Origin of the sequence: Lysobacter solisilvae, from assembly GCF_016613535.2 — a bacterium.
Taxonomy (GTDB): Bacteria; Pseudomonadota; Gammaproteobacteria; order Xanthomonadales; family Xanthomonadaceae; genus Agrilutibacter; species Agrilutibacter solisilvae.
The window spans coordinates 3,447,227-3,468,379 of the sequence record NZ_CP071518.1; the positions used below are offsets into that span (position 1 = coordinate 3,447,227).

General features: G+C 70.1%; 18 protein-coding genes and 1 pseudogene. 9 read left to right on the forward strand and 10 right to left on the reverse strand.

All coding sequences use genetic code 11. The features are described 5' to 3' along the window. The first annotated feature begins 34 nt into the window (after positions 1-34). A complete protein-coding gene (locus tag I8J32_RS15175; protein ID WP_407060973.1) occupies positions 35-1,291 on the forward strand; it encodes an MFS transporter in 1,257 nt (418 codons plus the stop codon). An 85-nt stretch (positions 1,292-1,376) separates the two neighbouring features. Here the strand turns inward: I8J32_RS15175 and dksA are convergent, their stop codons facing one another. Next, positions 1,377-2,576 carry an RNA polymerase-binding protein DksA gene (dksA, locus tag I8J32_RS15180; RefSeq protein WP_200615967.1) on the reverse strand — a complete coding sequence of 400 codons (1,200 nt, stop codon included), beginning with the start codon at positions 2,574-2,576 and terminating at the stop codon, positions 1,377-1,379. Positions 2,577-2,869: 293 nt separating this feature from the next. On the opposite strand from dksA, the gene yidD reads away from it, so the two are divergent. From yidD to I8J32_RS15195, 3 genes are read left to right on the forward strand one after another with little or no spacing between them, the layout of a single operon-like run. Then, positions 2,870-3,067 (forward strand): membrane protein insertion efficiency factor YidD, encoded by a 198-nt coding sequence (yidD, locus tag I8J32_RS15185; RefSeq protein WP_207526894.1) that lies wholly within the window; start codon positions 2,870-2,872, stop codon positions 3,065-3,067. A 20-nt stretch (positions 3,068-3,087) separates the two neighbouring features. Next, a complete protein-coding gene (locus tag I8J32_RS15190; RefSeq protein WP_200615970.1) occupies positions 3,088-4,452 on the forward strand; it encodes a dihydroorotase in 1,365 nt (454 codons plus the stop codon). Between the two features lie 26 nt (positions 4,453-4,478). Further along, positions 4,479-5,324 (forward strand): M23 family metallopeptidase, encoded by an 846-nt coding sequence (locus I8J32_RS15195; RefSeq protein ID WP_407061034.1) that lies wholly within the window; start codon positions 4,479-4,481, stop codon positions 5,322-5,324. A 149-nt stretch (positions 5,325-5,473) separates the two neighbouring features. On the opposite strand, the pseudogene folE2 reads toward I8J32_RS15195, so the two are convergent. The 6 genes and pseudogenes from folE2 to efp form a co-directional block, all read right to left on the reverse strand. After that, a pseudogene (gene folE2 / locus I8J32_RS15200) lies at positions 5,474-6,448 on the reverse strand (GTP cyclohydrolase FolE2). Positions 6,449-6,511: 63 nt separating this feature from the next. After that, a complete protein-coding gene (locus I8J32_RS15205; RefSeq protein WP_200615975.1) occupies positions 6,512-7,288 on the reverse strand; it encodes a phytoene/squalene synthase family protein in 777 nt (258 codons plus the stop codon). Continuing rightward, the gene (locus tag I8J32_RS15210; protein WP_200615977.1) at positions 7,285-7,968 is read right to left on the reverse strand and encodes a phosphoglycolate phosphatase; all 684 of its coding nucleotides are present in this window, start codon (positions 7,966-7,968) and stop codon (positions 7,285-7,287) included. The genes I8J32_RS15205 and I8J32_RS15210 overlap by 4 nt, the downstream gene beginning before the upstream one ends. Before the next feature lie 84 nt (positions 7,969-8,052). Then, on the reverse strand, positions 8,053-8,787 hold the full coding sequence (gene ubiG, locus I8J32_RS15215; protein WP_200615978.1) for a bifunctional 2-polyprenyl-6-hydroxyphenol methylase/3-demethylubiquinol 3-O-methyltransferase UbiG: 735 nt from the start codon (positions 8,785-8,787) through the stop codon (positions 8,053-8,055). A gap of 85 nt (positions 8,788-8,872) precedes the next feature. Beyond that, positions 8,873-10,213, reverse strand: a complete 1,341-nt coding sequence (locus tag I8J32_RS15220; protein WP_200615980.1) for a TRZ/ATZ family hydrolase — start codon at positions 10,211-10,213, stop codon at positions 8,873-8,875. Positions 10,214-10,440: 227 nt separating this feature from the next. After that, positions 10,441-11,007 carry an elongation factor P gene (gene efp, locus I8J32_RS15225; RefSeq protein WP_200615981.1) on the reverse strand — a complete coding sequence of 189 codons (567 nt, stop codon included), beginning with the start codon at positions 11,005-11,007 and terminating at the stop codon, positions 10,441-10,443. Between the two features lie 113 nt (positions 11,008-11,120). On the opposite strand from efp, the gene epmB reads away from it, so the two are divergent. Then, positions 11,121-12,164 carry an EF-P beta-lysylation protein EpmB gene (epmB, locus tag I8J32_RS15230; RefSeq protein ID WP_200615983.1) on the forward strand — a complete coding sequence of 348 codons (1,044 nt, stop codon included), beginning with the start codon at positions 11,121-11,123 and terminating at the stop codon, positions 12,162-12,164. 191 nt (positions 12,165-12,355) lie between these two features. Then, positions 12,356-14,440: an EAL domain-containing response regulator gene (locus I8J32_RS15235; protein ID WP_200615985.1), complete on the forward strand. Its 2,085-nt coding sequence runs from the start codon at positions 12,356-12,358 to the stop codon at positions 14,438-14,440. Positions 14,441-14,557: 117 nt separating this feature from the next. On the opposite strand, the gene htpX is transcribed toward I8J32_RS15235, so the two are convergent. Next, entirely contained in the window at positions 14,558-15,451 is an 894-nt protein-coding gene (htpX, locus tag I8J32_RS15240) for a protease HtpX (RefSeq protein WP_207526658.1), read from the reverse strand. A 90-nt stretch (positions 15,452-15,541) separates the two neighbouring features. Between htpX and gluQRS the strand changes: the two genes are divergently transcribed. The 3 genes from gluQRS to phaR all read left to right on the forward strand — a co-directional run bounded on the left by gluQRS (position 15,542) and on the right by phaR (position 17,909). Then, positions 15,542-16,486, forward strand: a complete 945-nt coding sequence (gene gluQRS, locus I8J32_RS15245) for a tRNA glutamyl-Q(34) synthetase GluQRS (protein WP_200615988.1) — start codon at positions 15,542-15,544, stop codon at positions 16,484-16,486. A 44-nt stretch (positions 16,487-16,530) separates the two neighbouring features. Beyond that, positions 16,531-17,271, forward strand: coding sequence for an acetoacetyl-CoA reductase (gene phbB / locus I8J32_RS15250; protein WP_200615989.1), 741 nt, complete (start codon positions 16,531-16,533; stop codon positions 17,269-17,271). Between the two features lie 149 nt (positions 17,272-17,420). Next, positions 17,421-17,909, forward strand: coding sequence for a polyhydroxyalkanoate synthesis repressor PhaR (gene phaR / locus I8J32_RS15255; RefSeq protein WP_200615991.1), 489 nt, complete (start codon positions 17,421-17,423; stop codon positions 17,907-17,909). A gap of 182 nt (positions 17,910-18,091) precedes the next feature. On the opposite strand, the gene I8J32_RS15260 is transcribed toward phaR, so the two are convergent. Then, on the reverse strand, positions 18,092-19,024 hold the full coding sequence (locus I8J32_RS15260; RefSeq protein WP_200615993.1) for a M48 family metallopeptidase: 933 nt from the start codon (positions 19,022-19,024) through the stop codon (positions 18,092-18,094). Between the two features lie 95 nt (positions 19,025-19,119). Then, entirely contained in the window at positions 19,120-20,922 is a 1,803-nt protein-coding gene (locus I8J32_RS15265) for an SUMF1/EgtB/PvdO family nonheme iron enzyme (protein WP_455423547.1), read from the reverse strand. Positions 20,923-21,153: the final 231 nt, after the last annotated feature.

Genomic DNA, 21,153 nt, shown 5'->3' on the forward strand with positions numbered 1-21,153 from the left:
CGCACCGGCGTTGCTCCAGCGGGCCCGCTGCCGCGTGATGACTCCAGGGCCTGCGGACGCCGCTACGCCCGTCACGGTGCGCTCGATCCTGCGCAACCGCGGATTCGTTGGACTGCTGGCCTATCGCATGCTCGCGATGCTGGCCTATCAGGTCATTGGCGTCACCGTGGGCTGGCATGTCTACCAGATCACCCGCGATCCCCTCGCGCTGGGGCTGATCGGGCTGGCCGAGGTCATCCCCTACTTCATCTGCGCGCCCTTCTCGGGATACGCCGTGGACCACCTGCCGCGGCGGAAACTGGGCATGGCCGCATGCCTGGGCCTGGCCGCGACCGCGCTGCTGCTGGCGGGCATCGCCAGCGGCGTGGTTCCAACGTCGGGCACGGCGATGATCTACGTCGCGGTGGGACTGGGCGGCCTGGTGCGCACGTTCTTCGGCCCCGTCAACATGTCGCTGCTCGCGCGCGTGCTGCGCCGCGACGAATTCGCCCGGGCCGCCGGCGTGTCCAGCGTGAACATGCAGGCGGCGCTCGTCATCGGACCGGCGCTGGGCGGCGTGCTGGTCGCGACCGGCAAGACGACGGCTTACCTGACCGCCGCCGGGCTCGCGTTGCTGGCCGCCGTGGCCGTCATCCTGGTTCGCGTGACCGAGCCGCCAGCGGCGGCCACGCGGGCGCCCATCTTCCGCAGCATCGGCGAAGGCCTGCGCTTCGTCTTCAACCACCAGGTGGTGCTGGGCGCGCAGGCCCTGGACATGTTCTCGGTGCTGTTCGGGGGCGCGGTGGCGCTGTTGCCGGCGTTCATTGCCGAGGTGCTCCACGGCGGTCCCGAGGCGTTCGGCATCCTGCGCGCGGCCCCCGCCGCGGGCGCCGTGCTGGTCGGCATCTGGATGGCGCGCCACCCACCCAGCCGCCACGCCGGACGCCTGCTGCTCTTCTCGGTGGCGGCCTTCGGCCTGTGCATCATCGCCTTCGCCCTGTCACGCTCGTTCTGGCTCTCGGCCTTCCTGCTGATGCTGTCGGGCGGGTTCGATGGCGTCTCGGTCGTCCTGCGCTCCACCATCCTCCAGCTGGCCACGCCCGACCACATGCGTGGGCGCGTTTCGGCGATCAACGGCATCTTCATCGGCTCGTCCAACGAGCTGGGCGCGTTCGAATCCGGCGTCGCGGCGCGTCTGATGGGGCTGGTCCCCTCCGTCGTGTTCGGCGGTTGCATGACCCTGCTGGTCGTGGGCGTCACGGCGCGGCTGGCCCCGAAGCTTCGTCGCCTGGACCTGCGCGAGTTGCATTGAGCCTAACCGTCGGTGCCGGTGGCCGAGCCCCAAAAAACGAAGCCCCGCGGATGCGGGGCTTCGTGGAACACTTGAACGGACCGGGTCAGTCGCCCATCTGCTTCTGCAGGTGCTCCCAGCGCTCCTGGGCGTCGAGCGTGCGTTCGGCGGTCAGGCGGGCTTCCATGCGCTCCAGGCCGATTTCCTCGCCGGTATCGACGCAGAAACCGTAGTCGCCCGAATCCACGCGCTTGAGCGTGCTGTCGATCTTGCTGATGAGCTTGCGGTAACGGTCGCGGGTACGCAGTTCCAGGGAGTTTTCCGTCTCGCGGGTGGCGCGCTCGGCTTCGTCGCCCACGTCGCGCACTTCATCCTTCAGGTTCTCGATGGTCTGCTTGGATTCCTCGACCAGATCCGCACGCCAGTTCAGCAGGCGCTGGCGGAAATACTCGAGTTGCAACGGGCTCATGTACTCCTCTTCCGAGGAGGGGACGTAGCCCTTGGGCAGGATGGGGCGGCCGGTGGCGTCGTCAGTGCTGTACTCGACGACTTTCACTTTCTCGCGGGGCGCGGGCGACTTGTCCTTGCTGGCCGCGACAGCGACGGCGACCTTGCCGGCGGGACGCTGGGCAGGCACCGGGCGGGCAGGAGTGCCCACGTCCGGTGCACGGGTTGGCGATGTCTTGACGGTTTCTACCGACTTGCTCACTTCTGACTTGCTCACATGGGGCTTGCTGGCTGCAGGGGCAGACGGCGCGGGGGTGGCCGGCGCGGGGCGGGCCGCCGGACGATTGCCCGGAGACTTGGCCACGCTGGGCTTGGATTCCTGCCTGCCCGTGTCCTTCGCCGGCGTGGCTGCTGCCTTGACCGGGGTGGATTTGGAGGGCGCGGGCTTGGAAGGTGCGGTTCGGGACGCGGCCTTCGCCGGAGCGGCGGCCTTGGTGGGGGCGGCCTTGATGGGGGCGGATCTGGCGGGCGCAGACTTGGCCGGCGCGGGCTTGGCCGACTTCGCCGGCATCGCCTTGGAGGCGACGGCCTTGGAAGCCTTCTTGGCAGCTACGGCCTTGGATGCGGACTTGGCAGGCTTGGCGACCGGCTTCCTGGCTGGCGCAGCCTTTTTCGCCACGGGCTTGGCCACCGGCTTCTTCGCAGGCGCAACCTTCTTCGCGACAGGCTTCTTGGCCACCGCCTTCTTCACCGCCTTCGCGGCGGCGGGCTTTTTGGCCGCGGTCTTTTTCGGGGCGGCCTTGGATGCCGGCTTCTTGGTGGCCTTGACGGCCTTCTTCGCGGGTTTCTTCGCTGCCACGAGCGGCGTGTCCTCTGGTTACTGCTGGGTTGTCCAACTCGGTGAGTCCGGACGGCGAGCACCGATCCGCGGGACAGATTTGGGCCATTGGCTGAAAAAAGCAATGTGCCCCTTGGCCCGGCCTTTCCGTTGCAACCCTGTAACTGGAAAGCGCGCTGTTATACCCTGCCCCGGGGACCGCGGCAACCGCGCTTCACCCACGCAATTCACACGACGAAACCGGCATCCCCGTCGTCGCGCCAGTAACTGCCTGCCCGCATGAAGGAACCGTGATCGACCGACTGCTCATTGCGATGCTGCGCGGCTACAAGCGCTGGATCAGCCCCATGATCGGTCCGGCCTGTCGGTTCCATCCCACCTGCTCGGTCTATGCGATGGAAGCCATCGCCCGGTTCGGCGCGCTCAAGGGCAGCTGGCTGGCGACCCGGCGCCTGCTGAAATGCCATCCTCTGCATCCGGGCGGACACGATCCCGTGCCGCCCGCCCACTGACTCCCACGGATACCGCGCGCATGCCGAGCCAGCAGAACTCTCCCGCGACCCTCATCGTCAACGCGCGCCTGGTCAACGAGGGGCGCGAGTTCGACGGCGACCTGCGCATCGAACAGGGACGCATCGCCCAGATCGGAACGGGCCTGGCCGCGCGCGGCTTCGAAACGGTGATCGATGCGCGCGGGCGCCGCCTGCTGCCCGGCATGATCGATGACCAGGTGCATTTCCGCGAACCCGGCCTGGAATACAAGGCCGACATGGCCACCGAATCGGCCGCCGCCGTGGCGGGCGGGCTGACCACCTTCATGGACATGCCCAACACCAACCCGCCGACGCTGGACGCCGCCGCGCTGGAGGACAAGTACCGCCGCGCGCACGGCCGCGCATGGGGCAACTACGGCTTCTACCTGGGCGCCAGCAACGACAATCTCGAGGCGATCCGCCAGCTCGACCCGCGCACCGCGCCGGGCATCAAGGTGTTCATGGGCGCATCCACCGGCAACATGCTGGTCGACGACCCGGCGACCCTGGACAGCATCTTCCGCGAAGCGCCCACCCCGATCATCACGCACTGCGAAGACACACCGATGATCGACGCCGAGCTGGCGCGCTACAAGGCCCAGTACGGCGACGACATCCCCGCGTGGTGCCATCCGGACATCCGGTCGCGCGAGGCCTGCATGAAGTCCACGCAGCTGGCGCTGTCGCTGGCGCGGCGCCACAACACGCGCCTGCACGTGCTCCACATCAGCACCGCCGAGGAGCTGGCGCTGTTCGAGCCGGGCCCGCTGCGCGACGCGCATGGCCTGCGCAAGCGCATCACGGCCGAGACCTGCGTGCATTTCCTGCGCTTCGACCGCGCCGACTACGACCGCCTCGGTCACAAGATCAAGTGCAATCCGGCGATCAAGGATGCCTCCGACCGCGAAGCCCTGATCGCCGCGCTGGCCGCGGACGTGATCGATGTGCTCGCCACCGACCACGCGCCGCACACGCTCGAGGAGAAGGCCCGGCCCTACACGACGGCGCCGTCGGGCCTGCCGCTGGTGCAGTACGCCCTGCTCGCCGCGCTGGAACTGGTCCACGAAGGGCGCCTGACCACGGCCCAGGTCGTGCAGAAGTTCGCGCACGCACCGGCAGAACTGTTCGATGTCCGCGGCCGCGGCTTCCTGCGCGAGGGCTATGCCGCCGACCTGGTGCTGATCGAAGACACGCCGCTCACCGTCCACGCGGACGACGTGCTGTCCAAGTGCGCCTGGTCTCCGTTCGAAGGTACGACCTTCCACTCGCGCGTGGCCTCCACCTGGGTCAACGGCGTGCTTGCCTGGGACGGCGACCGGCTGGTGGGTGATGCCATGGGCCAGCGGCTGGAGTTCGACCGTTGAGGTATCTGCGGGCCCTGCGCGCCCTTCTGCCGGCCTTGCTGCTGGCGGGGTGCGCCGGAGCGCCGCAGGCCCGCACGCCCGGCACGACAGCACCGGCCCCCTCGGCGGCACCCGTTTCGGCTACCGCCATATTCCCCGCCCGCGTCTCCCAGGGCGCGCTGGTGTTCGGCCGGCTGCCGTCGGGCAGCCAGGCGACGTACAACGGGAGGTCGCTGCGCGCCACGCCTTACGGCACGGTGGTGTTCGGCGTCGGCCGGGATGAAGCCGGCCCCCTGCGGGTAGCGGTGCGGCATGCCGATGGGCGCGCGCAGGATGTCGTCATTCAAGTGACACCGCGCGACTGGCCCGTGGAGCGGATCGACGGAGTCCCCCCGACTACCGTGGACCCGCCACCGGCGATCGCCGAACGCATCCGCCTGGAACAGGAACGCGTCGCGGCCGCGCGCCTGCGCGATGACGATCGCACCGGCTTCGCGCAAACCTTCGCCTGGCCGGTGAAAGGCCGGATCAGTGGCCGGTTCGGCAACCAGCGGGTCTACAACGGGTCACCGCGGGCGCCGCATTCGGGCATGGACATCGCCGCGGCACAGGGGACACCCGTGCTCGCACCGGCCGATGGCATGGTCAGCTTCGCCGACCCCGATCTCTACCTCACCGGTGGCACCGTGGTGCTGGACCACGGCTACGGAGTGAGTTCCAACTTCCTGCACCTGTCGCGCATCGACGTGAAAGTCGGCGACAGCGTGGCGCAGGGACAGCCGGTGGGCGCGGTGGGCGCGACGGGCCGGGCGACGGGACCGCACCTGCATTGGGGGATGAACTGGTTCGACGTGCGGGTGGATCCGCTGCTGGTGCTGGAGCGGGCACCTTAGCGTGTGGCGTCGCCGCGCGCGGCGGCGCGTTCGTCATAGCGGCAGTCCAGGATCAACCTCTGGCGCGGAGCGCGGTCAGTAAAGCGATTTCGTCCCTACGTCGACATCGTCGTGCGCGGCGGCGCGTTCGTCATCGCAGTTGCTTTGTATCAACCTTGCGCCCCTTCTCCGCTGACCCTTGCCACCGCATCGTGCGCGTGCAGGCTTTCGAAGTGCGAAACCTGCGCGTCGAACCGTTCCACGCGGGCGTCGGCGGACAGCGCCGCGGCCACGCGCCGCGCGGCGTCCTCGCAGAACATCAGGTTTTGCGCGTTGAGCTGCGCGAAGGCCTGCTCGTCCTCGCGCTTGACGGCCGTCTGCACCGGGGTGCCCAGCGCCTGCTCGATGGCATCGATCAGGGCCGTCAACGGCAGCTCGTTGAAGGCCGGACGCAGCTCGACCCGAACATCGGCGCGGCTGCGCTGGGCATGCGGCGTGGCCGCGAGCCCGCGTTCGGACACCAGCCACTCGTGGATGGCCGCGGACAGCGGGCGCGCGTCGGCGAAGTCTTCGACGAAGCGCTCGGCATTGAGCTGGCGCGACAGCGCGGCCGATGCCGGACAGGTGCTGGAGTATTCGACCGCGAAGCGCAGCGCCAGGCGCAGGTGGCCGTCGATCAGGCCGGCATCGATCTCGACCGGGTAGCGCTTCCACCCTGCGTGATCGCTGGCCAGCGCGGGGCGCAGCAGCAGGTGCTCGTAGCGCAGCACCAGCCTGCCCTAGGTCGACAGCCCGCCCTGGGTGTCCACGAGCGTCTGCAGCACGCGGCGCAGCCCGGCCGGCGTGACGGTCTCGCTGGCGAAGGCGTGCTGCAGTTCCAGATACAGGCGGGACATGTGGATCCCGCGCGCGTTCGCGTCGCGCAGGTTGACGCTCACGTCGACCGATGCCGGCACCGTGATGGCCTCGCCCGAGGCACTGGCCACGCGCAACGGCAGGGCAATGTTCGACATCCCGACCCAGTCCAGCGGCCGCGCCATCGCGGCCGCATCGAAGGCGACATCGGGCAGGCGGCGGGATTGGGGATCGGGGCGAGGCGTCACGGGGTCGGGTCCGGGCGATGGGGGAATCGCGGTGCGGGCCATTCTACCGGCCCGCGTCCGATCGCCGGGAGAAAGCCCCCGGAACGGAACGATCCGCCGGCGGCCTCAGCCGCGCGCGGCGCGCCAGGCGGTGAGCAACGCCACCGCCGGCGACAGCGGCCGGGCCGGTTCCGGGCGCCGCAGGCGGGCCAGGGCCAGCGCGGCGAGGATGCGGCGTGGCCGGGGGACACCTGCCCCCGGGCGCTCGCGTCCGCAGAGCTCATGTCGCCAGGCCTCCAGTGCGCCGCCGGCGTCGCGGGCCATTACTTCCAGCGGCACGGCTTCGCCCGGATGGTGCGCCAGGCGCAGGTGGAGCAGCGTGGTGAGCGCGGCCTGCTCCGCCGGCTGGGGATTGGACCCGTGCGTGGGAAACAGCACCGGCTCGATCGCCGCGATGCTTTCTGCCAGCCCCTGCAGCTGCGACTGCGCCTGCCCGGCATCCATCGGCCGCTCGCGGCTGGCCGGCAGATCCGCCAGCACCGCGGCCATTCCACCCCATGGCGCCTGCTGCTTCTGCAGCAGCAGGCCCAGCGGGTGGCGGCGGGCTCCGCGGCTCCAGCCGTGCAGTTCCTCCATCCACCAGCCCAGCTTGGCCTCGCCAGGACGACGGTCGCTGCCGCCCCAGGCCGCATCGGTGAGTTCCTGCAGCAGGCTGGCGAAGGCCAGCACCAGGGGCCGCTGGTCCTTCGGCACGAAGACCTGCGCCACGTCCCATTCGGGCCAGCGCGCGCGCCACTTCTCGAGGAAGCTGTCGACGCCGTCCGGACCGCGGTCGGCCGCGCGATCGGCCGCATGATCGATCCCCTCAGGCGGGCGTTCGCCCTCTTCGTGCAGGCCGTTCATGCCGGCCCCGCGTTGACCGTATCCGGCCACGCCGATGCCAGGCACAGCGCCGCGGGATCCTCGACCAGCACATCGCCCTGCCAGGCATCGGGGCGGTCATCGGCCAGCCGATAGCCCCAGAGCGCCACCACCGAGGGCATGCCGGCTGCACGGGCAGCGACGATGTCGCGCTCGTCGTCGCCGACGTACACGGCCTCTGCAGGCGTGAAGCCCAGCTGTCGGGCGGCGTGCACCAGCGGCAGCGGGTCAGGCTTCCGCACAGGCAGCGTGTCGCCGCCGATCAGCACCGCGCAGCGCGCCTGCCAGCCGAGCAGCGGCATCAGCTGGCGGGCCAGGTATTCGGGCTTGTTGGTGACGATGCCCCAGGTGCAGCCATCGGCCTCGAGCGCGTCGAGCATCGCCGGTACGCCCGGGAACGGTTCGCCGTGGCGTCCGAGTTCGCGTTCGTAGTGGGCCAGGAAGTCCGGCACCCAGGACTCGCGGATGGTGGTGTCGATGTCCGGAAAGGCCGCGGCCAGCATCGCGCGCGCACCTTTGGAGACCACCGGCCGCAGTGTCGACAACGGCATCGGCTCCCGGCCGTGCAGGGACCGCATGTGGTTGACCACCGCCAGCATGTCCGGCGCGCTGTCGAGCAGGGTGCCATCGAGGTCGAACAGGGCCAGGCGCGGAAAGGACATGGGCTCGCGGATATCAGGTGATCGGTGGAAGCGCGGCTGGCCGCGCGGAAAGGACGTCTGCGAAGGCGGGGCACGCTGGAGGGATCAGTCCCCGTTCCAGCCGCCTTCGGACTTGCGCGCGCAGACCAGGTAGTTCACGTCGGTGCGCGAGACCAGCCGGGCCGCATTGCGCCAGGGTTCGTACATCAGGCCGCTGACGTCTTCCACCACCAGCCCGCAGCTGCGCAGCCAGGCGGCCAGTTCGGACGGACGGATGAAGTCGCGGTACTGGTGCGTGCCGCGGGGCAGCAGCCGCGCGAGGTATTCGGCGCCCACGATGGCCAGCGCGAACGCGGCAGGCGTGCGGTTGAGCGTGGACAGGAACAGGCGGCCGCCCGGCTTGAGCAGGTCCGCGCAGGCGCGGATGATCGCCAGCGGATCGGGCACGTGCTCGAGCATTTCCATGCAGGTGACGGCGTCGAAATGGCCCGGCATTTCCTGCGCCAGCGACTCGGCCGACTGCAGCCGGTAGTCCACGCTGACGCCGCTTTCCAGGCGATGCAGGCGGGCCACCTTGATCAGCTCCGGCGCCAGGTCGAGCGCGGTGACCTGGGCGCCGTTGCGTGCCAGCGCCTCGCTCAGCAGGCCGGCGCCGCAGCCCACGTCGAGGACGTGCGCGCCCTGCAGCCGCGCGCGCTCGGCGACGTAGCCCAGGCGCGTGGGGTTCAGTGCATGCAGCGCCTTCTGCGGGCCTTCCGGGTCCCACCAGCGCTGCGCCAGCGCGCCGAACTTGTCGAGTTCGGCCTGGCTGAAATTGTCGTCCGGTGCCTGCGCGCTCATGCCGCGATTGTCGCAGATTGTCGGCGCGCGCACCCGGACACGCCACGCGCGATGCGAGTGAGCCGAGATCCCGGGCAGGCCGGCATCAGCTCAGGCGGATGGCCGCGATGCGTTCGCGCCACTGCCTGGCGTTGGCCAGCAGGGCAGGCACGTCCATGTCGACCAGGACGCGGTCGCGCAGGCGTGGACGGCCGGCGATCCAGACGTCGCTGACCTGGTGGCGCCCGGCCGCGTAGATCAGCTGCGACACCACGTGGTGCAGCGGCTGGGTCTCGAGCTGGTCGAGGTCGACGCAGACCAGGTCGGCCTGCTTGCCCGGGACGATCGACCCGATGCGCGACTCCCACCCCACCGCGCGCGCGCCGCCCAGCGTCGCCGCGCGCAGCGTGCTGGCCGCGTCGAGCACCGAGGCGTCTTCGGCCACGGCCTTGGCCAGCAGGGCGGCGGTGCGGGCTTCGCCAAACATGTCCAAGTCGTTGTTGCTCGCGCAGCCATCGGTGCCCAGGGCCAGCGTGACACCCGCGCGCTGCAGGCGTCCGGCCGGGCAGAACCCCGAAGCCAGCTTGAGGTTGGACTCGGGGCAATGCACCACGCTCACGCCGCGCTGCGCGCACAGCTCGATTTCGCCGTCGGTGAGCTGGGTCATGTGAACCGCCACCAGGCGGTCATTGACCAGGCCCAGGCGGTCCAGGCGGGCCAGCGGACGCTGCCCGTGCTTCTCCTGCGACTCGGTGACTTCCTGCGCGGTCTCATGCGTATGCAGGTGCACCGGCAGGTCCAGCTGGTCGGCCAGCATGCGGATCCGCTCGAAATTCGCGTCGCTGACCGTGTAGGGCGCGTGCGGCGCGAAACTGGTCGCGACCAGGGGATCGTCGCGCCACTGGTCGTGCACCTGGGTGGCGCGGTCGAAGTATTCCTCCGACGTCCTGGCCCAGGCCGTCGGGAAATCGATGACCGGCAACCCTACCCGCGCGCGGAAGCCATGGCGCCGGTACACGGCGGCCTGCACGTCGGGGAAGAAATAGTTCTCGTTGGCGCAGGTGGTCCCGCCGCGGAGCATTTCGGCAATGGCCAGGGTGACGCCATCCTCGACGAACGATGGGGAGATCACCGCCCCCTCGATCGGCCAGATGTGGCCCTGCAGCCACTCCATCAGCGGCAGGTCGTCGGCGACGCCGCGCAGCAGCGTCATCGGGTTGTGCGTATGGGCGTTCACCAGGCCGGGAATCAACGCGGCGCCCGGGCGCGAGACGGTCTCGCGCGGTGCGTAGCGGGCACGGGCGTCGGCGATCGGGAGCACCGCCAGGATCTCGCCGTCCCGGACGGCCACGGCGTGCCGCTCCAGCACGACGGCGTGGGGTTCGACGGGAACGACGAAGCCGGCCTCGATCAGCAGGTCGCAGGCCTCGGGGAAGACGTCAGTCATGTGCGGCAGTCATCTCGCGTGGGGGCGTCGTGCGCCCCACCCTAACCGATCCGGGCGCCGGCCCGGTGACAGGTCGGGGCGCCATGGCCACCCCGTTCCGGTACCGCGGCCGCCATCGTCGGCGGCGCGCCGGGCGAAGCTCGCCGGCCCATCCGGCCGGCCGATCGCGGGACGCGATCGACCGACCCGTGCGGCCGCAGCGGCCGCGGTCGTGCTTTACCGTTGCGTTACTTGACGCGCGAGACGTATTCACCCGAGCGCGTGTCGACCTTGATCATCTCGTCCTGGCCGACGAACAGCGGCACGCGCACCACGGCGCCGGTCTCCAGGGTGGCCGGCTTGCCGCCGCCGCCGGAGGTGTCGCCGCGCACGCCCGGGTCGGTCTCGACGATCTTGAGCTCGACGAAGTTCGGCGGCTGCACGGCGATCGGGGTGCCGTTCCACAGCGTGACCACGCACTCCTCCTCGCCCTTGAGCCACTTCTCCGCGCCGGCCATGCCGGCCTTGTCGGACTGCACCTGCTCGAACGACTCCTGGTTCATGAAGTGCCAGTACTCGCCGTCGGAGTACAGGTACTGCATGTCGGTGTCGACCACGTCGGCCTGCTCGACGCTGTCGGTCGCCTTCATGGTCATTTCGACCACGCGGCCCGACTTGATGCTGCGGTACTTCACGCGGGTGAAGGCCTGGCCCTTGCCCGGCTTGACGTATTCGGTCTCGGTGATGATGCACGGGTCGTTGTTGACCAGGATCTTCTGACCGTTCTTGACGTCGTTCATGCCCAGGGTGGCCATGCTGGAACTCCTGCAGATAGTTGATCGTTGACGCCACTGCGCCACGGGCGGCGGGCGGCTAGAATGTCGGGCTGCGCCGGAGCCATGGGCGCCAGGTCACAACCGAGTCCGACATGATACCTGCCTCCCCCTTCCCCGCGCAGCCCGCGGCCCCGGCCGAGGGAGCTTCGCCCCCTTCCGCCGGCGCGCGCTGGCAGCGGCTGTGGCGCGAGGCGATCCGCGATCCGCGCGAACTGCTGGACCTGCTCGGGCTCGACCCCGCGGCACTGGGCGTGGACGCCGCGGCGGCCGCGCAGTTCCCGCTGCGGGTCCCGCGCGCTTTCGTGGCGCGCATGCGGGCGGGCGACCCCCACGATCCCCTGCTGCGCCAGGTCCTGCCCCTGGGCGAAGAGCTGCAGCCGATGCCCGGCTTCAGCCTCGATGCGGTCGGCGACAGCGCCGCGCGGGCCGGCGATGGCGTGATCCGCAAGTACCAGGGCCGGGCCCTGCTGATCACCACCGGCAGCTGCGCGGTGAACTGCCGATACTGCTTCCGCCGCCATTTCCCCTACGCGCAGGAGACTGCCGCGGCCGGGCAATGGGCGCAGGCGGTGTCGCTGATCGCCGAGGACCCGTCGATCGACGAAGTGATCCTGTCCGGTGGCGACCCCTGGTCCCTGGCCACCCCCAAGCTGGCCGAACTCACCCGGGCCCTGGCCCGGATCCCCCACCTGCGACGCCTGCGGATCCACACGCGCCTGCCCGTCGTCCTGCCCGAACGGGTGGACGAGGAACTGCTCGGGTGGCTGGGCGCGCTGCCGTGGCCGGTGACCGTGGTGCTGCACGCCAACCACGCCCGGGAATTCGACGCCAGCGTGGACGAAGCGTGCCGCCGGCTGCGTTCGGCCGGCGCGGTACTGCTCAACCAGGCGGTGCTGCTGCGCGGGGTCAACGACAGCGTCGAGGCGCTGGCCGAGCTGTGCGAGCGCGGCTTCCAGGCCGGCGTGCTGCCCTACTACCTGCACCAGCTCGATCGCGTGCAGGGCGCCGCCCACTTCGAGGTCTCCGACGATCGGGCCCGGCAGCTGCACACCACGCTGGCGTCACGACTGTCGGGCTATCTGGTACCCAGACTCGTACGCGAGGTGCCCGGTGATCCCGGCAAGCGGCCGCTCTGATCCGGCAGCGTCCGCCCGGCGGCCCCTGTCGCGTTGGAGGGATCATGCCCGCCTCGCGTAACAAAAATGCACATCCCGGCACAGCAGACGATCGTGCACATGGACGGCCACCGCGCCTTCATGTCATAAACCCGGCCTACGGTGAGCGCCACCAGGACGTCGCGGAGCCGCCTGGCCTGGAGGTATGGGGAATGCAATTCGGTAAAGACGTGGCCTTGAAGCTGCTGCTGGTCGACGACAGCGTCGAGGCGGCGGAGGCCATTGTCAGTGGTCTGCGCAACGCCGGCGTCGCGGTCCGTCCGTCACGGCCCGAGGACGAGGACCAGTTGCAGTCCCTCATCGACGGCCCCCCGCAGGACCTGGTGCTGGTCGCCCAGAATTCGGGGCTGGTGCCGCTCAAGCGGGTCATGGAAAAGATCGACGCGAGCGGCAAGGACCTGCCCGTGATCGTCCTGGTCGACCGCCTGGACGAGACCCAGCTGCTGCAGCTGATGAACATGGGCGCCCGCGCCGTCGCCCTGCGCGAGCACATGGACCATGTGCTCAAGACCGTGCGCACCGAATGGATCGACCTGGAAGCCCGCCGCTCCTACCGCCGGCTCGACGCGCAGATGCGCGAGCTCGAGCGCCGCTGCGATGCCCTGATCGACTCCTCGCGCGACCCGATCGCCTACATCCACGAAGGCATGCACATCCGCGCCAACGCGGCCTACCTGGAGATGTTCGGCTTCGAATCCTTCGAGGACATCGAAGGCATGTCGCTGCTGGACCTGGTCTCCCCCAAGAAGGTCGACGAGTTCAAGAAGCTGCTCAAGCAGCTCTCCAAGGGCGAGGCGCCGCCGCCCCGCTACGAGACCGAAGCAGTCACCCCCGAGGGCGGCCACTTCCCCGCGGTCATGGAGTTCACCCAGGCCACCTACGAGGGCGAGGCCTGCCTGCAGGTCGTGCTGCGCAAGCAGGAAGAGCTGGTCGACCCCGAACTGGCGCGTGAAGTCGAGGCGCTGCGGCAGCGCGACCCGCTCACCGGCCTGCTCAACCGCCAGACCTTCCTGCGCGCCCTGGAAGACGCGGTGTCCGACACCGCCCAGAACGCGACCCCGCACGGCCTGCTCCTGCTGGAGCCCGACCATTACGCCCGCCTGCTGCAGGACATCGGCCTGGACGCGGCCGACGACCTGGTCGCCGCCGCCGGCCAGCGCCTGGCGTCCGCGGTCGGGCCCGACGACATCGTGGCCCGGTTCGCCGAGCACAAGTTCGCCGTGCTCAGCCGCAACAGCGACCACGAAAAAACCTCGCGCCTGGCCGAGAGCCTGCGCAAGGCCTTCGCCGACACCGTCGTGGCGGCCCGGGACAACTCCCTCAACGTGACCGTCAGCATCGGCGGCGTGCAGGTGGGCGAGAAGATCGCCAACGTCGCCGCCATCCTGTCCAAGGCCAGCCAGGGGCTGCAGTCCTCGATCGGCGTCGGCGGCAACCGCTACGAGCTGTTCGACCCCAGCGCCACCGACCGCGCCGAGGAAGAACGCGTGGCGGCCTGGGTGCAGCGCATCCGCGAAGCCATCGCCAACGACCAGTTCGTCATCCATTTCCAGCCGGTCGTGCCGCTGCACGGCGCGCCCGAGGAAATGTACGAGACCCTGCTGCGCCTGCGCGGCGAGGATGGCAGCCTCGTGCAGCCGATGACCTTCCTGCCGATCGCCGAGGAGCACGAGCTGCTGGGCGAGATCGACCACTGGGTGATCGGCCGGGCCATCCGCCTGATCGCCGACCGCCAGCGCGTCAACCGCCGCACGCGCCTGCTGGTGAAGATCACCCAGGCCTCGCTGCAGGACGACAAGCTGGTGGAATACGTCGGCGAGCAGCTGCAGATCCACGGCGTGGACGGGCGGCTGCTGGTGCTGCAGATCCCCGAATCCAAGGTGTTCACCAACCTGCGGGCCGCGCAGCAGGTCCAGCAGGGCGTGGCCCAGTTCGGCGTGCGCGTGGGCCTGGAGCAGTTCGGCATCGGCCTCAACCCGTTCCAGCTGCTCACCCACTTCGACGCGAGCTTCATCAAGATCGACCGCAGTTTCATGAACGACCTGGGCACCAGCGCGGAGAACCAGGCCCGCGTGCGCGAGTTCGCATCCAAGGCCCAGGAACTGGGCAAGCAGACCATCGCCGAACACGTGCAGGACGCGGGCAGCATGTCCACGCTGTTCAGCGCGGGCATCGACTACGCCGAGGGCCATTTCCTCGCCCCGGCCGGCCCGGAGATGGACTACGAGTTCCAGTAACCGCCGGTCCTGCGCGACAAGAAAAAGCCCGCCGGAAGGCGGGCTTTTTCGTTGCGGCCACGCGGCCTGCGATGTCGGCGGCCGATGTCGGCGGCGTCGCGCTCAGGCGCCCAAGGCCTAGCCCACCGGCTCGGGCTGGGCATCGCGCAGCGCCTGGATGCGCTCCTCCAGCGGCGGATGGGTGAGGAACAGGCGGCGCAGACCGTGGCCCACCGCGCCGCTGATGCCGAAGGCCTGCACCTGCGAGGGCAGCGTGCTGTGGCCCTGGTTCTGTCCCAGGCGCTGGAGCGCGGCGATCATCTTCTCGCGCCCGGCCAGGTGCGCGCCGCCGGCGTCGGCCCGGAACTCGCGGTGCCGCGAGAACCACATCGCGATCATGCTGGCGAAAAGCCCGAAGATCATGTCCAGCACCATCACGCTGACGAAGTAGCCGATGCCACCGCCTTCGCTGCGGCCACCGCTGAGGAAGCCGTCGATCACTCGCCCGACCACGCGCGAAAGCACGATCACGAAGGTGTTGAGCACGCCCTGCACCAGCGCCATGGTCACCATGTCGCCGTTGGCCACGTGGCTGACCTCATGCGCGAGCACGGCTTCGGCCTCCTCGCGGCTCATGGCGCGCAGCAGGCCGGTGGACACCGCCACCAGCGCGTTGTTGCGGTTCGCGCCGGTGGCGAAGGCGTTGATCTCCGGCGCTTCGTAGATGGCCACTTCCGGCATGCCGACGCCGGCGGCCTGGGCCTGGCGCTGCACCGTCTGCAGCAGCCACTGCTCGGCTTCGTTACGCGGCTGGGTGATCACGTGGGCGCCGGTGCTGCGCTTGGCCATCCACTTGGACATCAGCAGCGAGATCAGCGAGCCGCCGAAACCGAACACCGCCGCCATCACCAGCAGGCCGCCCTGGTTCCCGAGCCGGATGCCGAACACGCCCTGCAGGATGGACATCACCGCGCCCAGCAGCACCAGCACCGCCAGGTTGGTGGCGAGGAACAACGCGACGCGCTTGAACATATCGATACCTTCCGGGCAACCGGCCCCTTGTCAGCAGGAAATGTGGCAGGCTCGCGCGGAATTCAAGGCAATGGCCGGCTTCGCGCTGATATGCACACTCGCCCCGACGCCGCGCCCGACCGCTCCGCCACCGGGGCCGGCTATCGCGGACGCTTCGCGCCCTCGCCCACCGGCGACCTGCATCCCGGATCGCTGGTCGCCGCGCTGGGCAGCTGGCTGCTGGCTCGACAGTCCGACGGCGCCTGGCTGGTCCGCGTCGAGGACGTCGACCCGCCGCGCGAAGTCGCCGGCGCGACCCAACGCCAGCTCGACGCCCTGGCCGCCTTCGGCCTGCAATCGGATGAACCGGTCGTGCGGCAGAGCGAACGCGGCGCCCTCTATGCCGCCGCACTGGACCGCCTGCTGGCGCAGGGCGACGCCTTCGAATGCCACTGCAGCCGCACGGACCTGCGCGCCACCCATGGCATCCATCGGCATTGCGTGCCGGGCCGCCGGCGTCCGGACCCCGCGATCCGCCTGCGCGTCCCCGACGGCGCCGTGATCGCGTTCGACGACGCCCTCCAGGGGACGTACTGCCAGGACGTCGCCCGCGAGGTCGGCGATTTCGTGCTGCGCCGGACCGAGGGCCTGTGGGCCTACCAGCTGGCCGTGGTCGTCGACGACGCCGCGCAGGGCATCACCGACGTCGTGCGCGGCGCCGACCTGCTCGATTCCACGCCCCGCCAGATCCTGCTCCAGCAGCGGCTGGGCCTGCCTGTGCCCCGGCATGCGCACCTGCCGCTGGTCGTCGACGCGCTCGGGAACAAGCTGTCCAAGTCGGAGGCGGCCGCCCCGGTCGATCCGGCACGGCCCCTGCCCGCGCTGCAGTCCGCGTGGGCGGCGCTGCGCCAGGATCCGGCCGCCGTCGATGGCATCGGCGACGTCGCGGGCTTCCTTGCGCATGCGCGCGCGGCCTTCGATGCAGCACGCCTGCGCGGCGCGGCGCAAGTTGCCTTCGCCGCGTCGCAACATACGGGGTTCACAATTGCCTCCTAGAATGCCCGGACGTTTCATCCATAGCGGTTCTTAAGGAGAAGAATATGCAGTCACGCGTCGCCCTCGTTACTGGCGGTACCGGTGGAATCGGCACCTCGATCGTCAAGCGCCTGGCCGGGATGGGCCACAAGGTCGCCACCAACTACCGCAACGAGGAGAAGGCGAAAGCGTGGCAGGCGCAGTTGCGCGAGCAGGGTTTCGACGTGGCCCTGGCCCGCGGCGACGTCTCCAGCGCGCAGGAAGCGCAGGCGATGGTGCAGGACGTGGAGCGCCAGATCGGACCGGTGGAGATCCTGGTCAACAACGCCGGCATCACCCGCGACACGACCTTCCACCGGATGACGCCCGAGCAGTGGAACGAGGTCATCTGCACCAACCTCAACTCCTGCTTCAACGTCACCCGCCCCGTCATCGAGGGCATGCGCGAGCGCAAGTGGGGACGGATCATCCAGATCAGTTCGATCAACGGCCAGAAGGGCCAGTACGGCCAGGCCAACTACGCCGCCGCCAAGGCCGGCATGCACGGCTTCACCATCTCCCTCGCGCAGGAAAACGCGAAGTTCGGCGTCACCGTCAACACGGTGTGCCCGGGCTACATCGCCACCGACATGGTGATGGCCGTGCCCGAGGAAGTCCGCAACAAGATCATCACGCAGATCCCGACCGGCCGCCTGGGCTCGCCCGAGGAAATTGCTTACGCCGTCGCATTTTTCGTTCCCGACGAGGCGGCGTGGATCACCGGCGCCAACCTCTCGGCCAACGGCGGCCAGTACATGGGCTGGTAGTCCCACGGCGCGCGGGCGCCTTCCCCGGCGCCCGCGCAGCCGCCACACCCCGTCAATCGCCGGGTGAGCGACGGCACGCGCCAGGCAAGTTGCAAGCCAACCTGCAGTGGGCCATGCTGCGCAGCATCACGATTGGAGTGCGGTGCTGGATGAGCTCGATCCGCGTCATCAAGAAGTACCCCAACCGTCGTCTCTACGACACCGAAATCTCCAGCTACATCACGATCGAGGATGTCCGCCAGCTGATCGTGGATGGCGAGGACTTCGAGGTCCGCGATGCCAAGTCCGGCGACGACCTCACCCGCCAGGTACTGCTGCAGATCATCGCCGAGCACGAGTCCGACGGCGAACCTGTCCTGTCCACCCAGCTGCTCAGCCAGATCATCCGTTTCTACGGCGATTCGCTGCAGGGCTTCATGGGCAACTACCTGGAACGGTCGATGCAGATCTTCATGGATCAGCAGGCGCAGTTCCGCAACCAGATCGGCGGCCTGCTCGGCCAGACGCCCTGGGCCATGATGAACCAGCTCACCGAGCGCAACATGGCGATGTGGAAGGAGTTCCAGCAGAACCTTTCCGGCAGCGTCGGCACCCCGCTGCAGCCGGGCAAGAACAAGAACGAATCGGGCAAGCGCTGAGGCGGCCAGCGTTGCCGCGGAGCGTGGCCAGGCCACGCCGGCTGCTACCGCCCCGATCGCGCAAGCACGTACCGCGCACGCACTGAACGACCAGGAGCCGGGCTTGCCCGGCTCCCTGCGTTCTGAACCCGTCAGATTCCTTCATGGCCGCCGGCGCGACCCGCGCCATGCCGCGCGACCGCTTACTTCAACGGCGGCGACCCCTGGCAGTACTTCGCGTAGAACTGCTCGGCCTGCGGCATCAGCGACTGCAGCGTCTGGATGCGGTTGGCCGGGTCCGGATGGGTCGAGGCGAACTCCGGCGGCCGCTCGCCGCCACCCAGCTCGGACATGCGCTCCCACAGCGGGATCGCCTCGCGCGGGTTGTAGCAGGCCGCGGCGGCGAGCATCAGGCCGACCTTGTCCGCCTGGGTCTCGTGGTTGCGGCCGTACGGCAGGATGAAACCGTACTGCGCGCCCGCGCCCAGCGCGGCCATGACCGCCTGCTGCTGGCCGGGATCCATTCCGCCCAGCGCCATGCCGGCGGCCATCTGCCCCACCTGCACCAGCTTCTGCTGCGCCATGCGCTGCGAGCCGTGGCGCAGCAGTGCGTGCGCGATCTCGTGGCCCATCACCACCGCCATCGCGTCCTGGTTCTTCGCCAGCGGCAGCAGGCCGGTGTAGACCGCCATCTTGCCGCCCGGCAGGCAGAACGCATTGGCTTCGTCGGACTGGATGACGCTCACGTCCCACTGGAAGTTCTGGTAGCTGGTGGGCGCGGCCTGCTGGTTGGTCGAGGCCAGGTCCGCGGTGACCTGCGGCACGCGGTTCACCAGGCGGCTGGCGATCTCCCGGATCTGCTTGCTGACCTCGGTGTTGTCCGGCATCAGCGCGCCCTGCGAGGCGGCATCGCTGCGCACCTGGTCGTAGGCCTGCGCGCCCAGCTGCACCTCCTCCTCGGGCGACGCGCCGTAGTGCGCCGTCTCGCCGGTGTAGGGGTCGGTCTCGGCGCTGCCGAACCAGGACCACGCCGCATAGCCGGCGAACAGGATCAGGATCCACCAGCGGATGCCACCGCCGAATCCACGGCGGCGACCGGTCTGCTGCTGGGTACCGCCGAGGGGATCAACGCGCATGGGTCCGCTCCAGAGGTGGGGATGAGGCCGCCAGAATCCTGCGGGCCGCGTGTAGGCGCGGCGATGCCCGCCGCCCCGCCGCGTCGGGCCCAGGATCAGATGTCCCGGACCACGCGAAACCCTACACGCGCGTTGGTGTTGTTGACGTCGGTGCCCTGACGCCAGGCCGAACGGCTGTTGGCCGGCGAGCTGGCCCAAGAACCGCCGCGCACCACCTGCGTGCGGCATCCGGGGTTCACCCAGGGCCGGCCGTCCTTCGGCGCGCGTCGGTAGCTGCTGTGCCAGCAGTCGGCGACCCATTCGCTGACGTTACCGGCCAGGTCGTGAACGCCGTGGCGATCGGCGTCATAGCGCGCCACCGGCGCCGGTCCCCAGGCGCCATCGCCATAGTTGCCGAACGCGTTGCTCCAGCGCCGCCCGCTGGGCGACACGTCGGCCGCGCCGGTGAAGTTGCCGGTGGCCCGCGGCGGCGAGGATTCGCCCCACGGGAACCGGCCCCGGCTGCCGGCACGCAGCGCGTATTCGAACTCGGCTTCACTGGGCAGGCGGTAGCGGTGCCCGGTTTGGTCCGACAGCCACTGCGCGTAGGCCATCGCATCGCCCACGCTCACGTGCAGCACCGGCATGTCGTCCGCGGCGGGACGGCCGACGTAGTCCGAACGCCAGTCGACATTGCCGGCGCGGACGAAGTTGCCGCTGCGCTCGTCGTAGATCGTGGAATAACCGCGGCGGACGGCGCGCGCGCGATGGCCCGTCGCCTCCACGAACCGGCGGAACTCGCCCACCGTGATCTCGGTCCGCGACATCGCGATGCCACGATCGAAGCGGATGTTGCGGGTCGGGCGCTCGGCGTCCGTCGCGTCGGCCTCGCCGTCGGCCGCGCCCATGCTGAAGGCGCCGTGCGGGATCACCACCATCCGCGGCGCGCGGCTGCCGCCGGGCAATGAATCGGTGAAGACGGCGCCGGGCGAGAACAGGCCGTAATGGCTCGCGCGCTCGATGCGCGTGCGCAGTTCCATCGTCGCCGCATCGCCGGTCGGGGCGATGCGCAGCAGTTCGGCCAAGTGCTCGCGCGCGCGCCGCAGCGCCGGCGCGGTGGGCGTGCCGAGCTCGGCGATGCCCGCGTCGCGCAGGGCGTTGACGCGCATCGCCCGCTGCAGCGCGATGCGCTCGCGGGCCTGCGGGACCGTGTCCGCGCCTTCGCGCACCTGGGCGGCGCGCACCAGCCAGTAGTCGGCGCGATCGTAGTTGTCGACCGCGGCCGAGCGCTCGGCGCGGCGGATCAGCGCGCTCTCGGCCGCCGCCAGCCCCTGGCGCGCGCGCGCATCGCCTGGCCGGCGTTCCAGCGCCTCGCGGAAATACCCGATCGCCCCGCCCGCCTGCCCCCGCTCGCCAATGCGCGCGGCCGCCAGGGCGGCTTCACCCAGACGGTTGGCGCGGGCCGCTTCGTCGGCGCGGTCCAGGCTGTCGAGGAAGGCGTCCACGGCGCGATCGCTGGGCGCCACGACGCGCGCCACGGCGGCCACCTCGTGCGCCCGCCGCAGCTGGGAGCGATCATGGTCCATCGACACCAGCGCCTGGCGGCCGGTATCGAGCAGCGCACCCAGGGCCTGGGTCAGCGCCTGCGCGACGGACTCGTCCTCCGGGTCGTAGCGCGACAGGGCCAGGTACAGCGGGATCGCCGCCGTCGCGTCCTCGTGCAGCCGTCCTGCTGCCAGCGCCGCGTCGGCCTGCTTGCGCAGCGCGGCGGCATTGTCCTGGGTGACCTCGATGGCGGGCGCCCGCCACGGCGGCACCGGCGACACCGACTGGTCGGCGCCGATGGTCACCTTGCCGGTGTCGAGCTCGCCACCCTTCTCCTTCCTGCCATCGGGCGTGCAGGCGGCCAGCAGCAGCAACAGCACGACCAGCAGGCCGCCGGGGCCCTGCAAGCGACCGGCCCGGCCCCGTACGCGGCCCGGCCCGACCGGATCGGACGGGAAGCGTGCGCAATCGGGGTGGAACTGGGTCAAACGGCGCTCCTGATCAACCGGCGCTCCTGTGAGACGCTCCCATGGGGCCCGCGCCTGTGAAGCCGGGCACGGCGAAAGTAGGCTATTGTCGCCCGCCCCGGCAACCTCGCCGCGTCG

Coding starts and splice junctions, on each gene's coding strand:
- yidD (WP_207526894.1), top strand. CDS start 2,870: ATGCTGCGCGGCTACAAGCGCTGGATCAGCCCCATGATCGGTCCGGCC.
- I8J32_RS15190 (WP_200615970.1), top strand. CDS start 3,088: ATGCCGAGCCAGCAGAACTCTCCCGCGACCCTCATCGTCAACGCGCGC.
- I8J32_RS15205 (WP_200615975.1), bottom strand. CDS start 7,288: ATGAACGGCCTGCACGAAGAGGGCGAACGCCCGCCTGAGGGGATCGAT.
- I8J32_RS15210 (WP_200615977.1), bottom strand. CDS start 7,968: ATGTCCTTTCCGCGCCTGGCCCTGTTCGACCTCGATGGCACCCTGCTC.
- ubiG (WP_200615978.1), bottom strand. CDS start 8,787: ATGAGCGCGCAGGCACCGGACGACAATTTCAGCCAGGCCGAACTCGAC.
- I8J32_RS15220 (WP_200615980.1), bottom strand. CDS start 10,213: ATGACTGACGTCTTCCCCGAGGCCTGCGACCTGCTGATCGAGGCCGGC.
- efp (WP_200615981.1), bottom strand. CDS start 11,007: ATGGCCACCCTGGGCATGAACGACGTCAAGAACGGTCAGAAGATCCTG.
- epmB (WP_200615983.1), top strand. CDS start 11,121: ATGATACCTGCCTCCCCCTTCCCCGCGCAGCCCGCGGCCCCGGCCGAG.
- I8J32_RS15235 (WP_200615985.1), top strand. CDS start 12,356: ATGCAATTCGGTAAAGACGTGGCCTTGAAGCTGCTGCTGGTCGACGAC.
- htpX (WP_207526658.1), bottom strand. CDS start 15,451: ATGTTCAAGCGCGTCGCGTTGTTCCTCGCCACCAACCTGGCGGTGCTG.
- gluQRS (WP_200615988.1), top strand. CDS start 15,542: ATGCACACTCGCCCCGACGCCGCGCCCGACCGCTCCGCCACCGGGGCC.
- phbB (WP_200615989.1), top strand. CDS start 16,531: ATGCAGTCACGCGTCGCCCTCGTTACTGGCGGTACCGGTGGAATCGGC.
- phaR (WP_200615991.1), top strand. CDS start 17,421: ATGAGCTCGATCCGCGTCATCAAGAAGTACCCCAACCGTCGTCTCTAC.
- I8J32_RS15260 (WP_200615993.1), bottom strand. CDS start 19,024: ATGCGCGTTGATCCCCTCGGCGGTACCCAGCAGCAGACCGGTCGCCGC.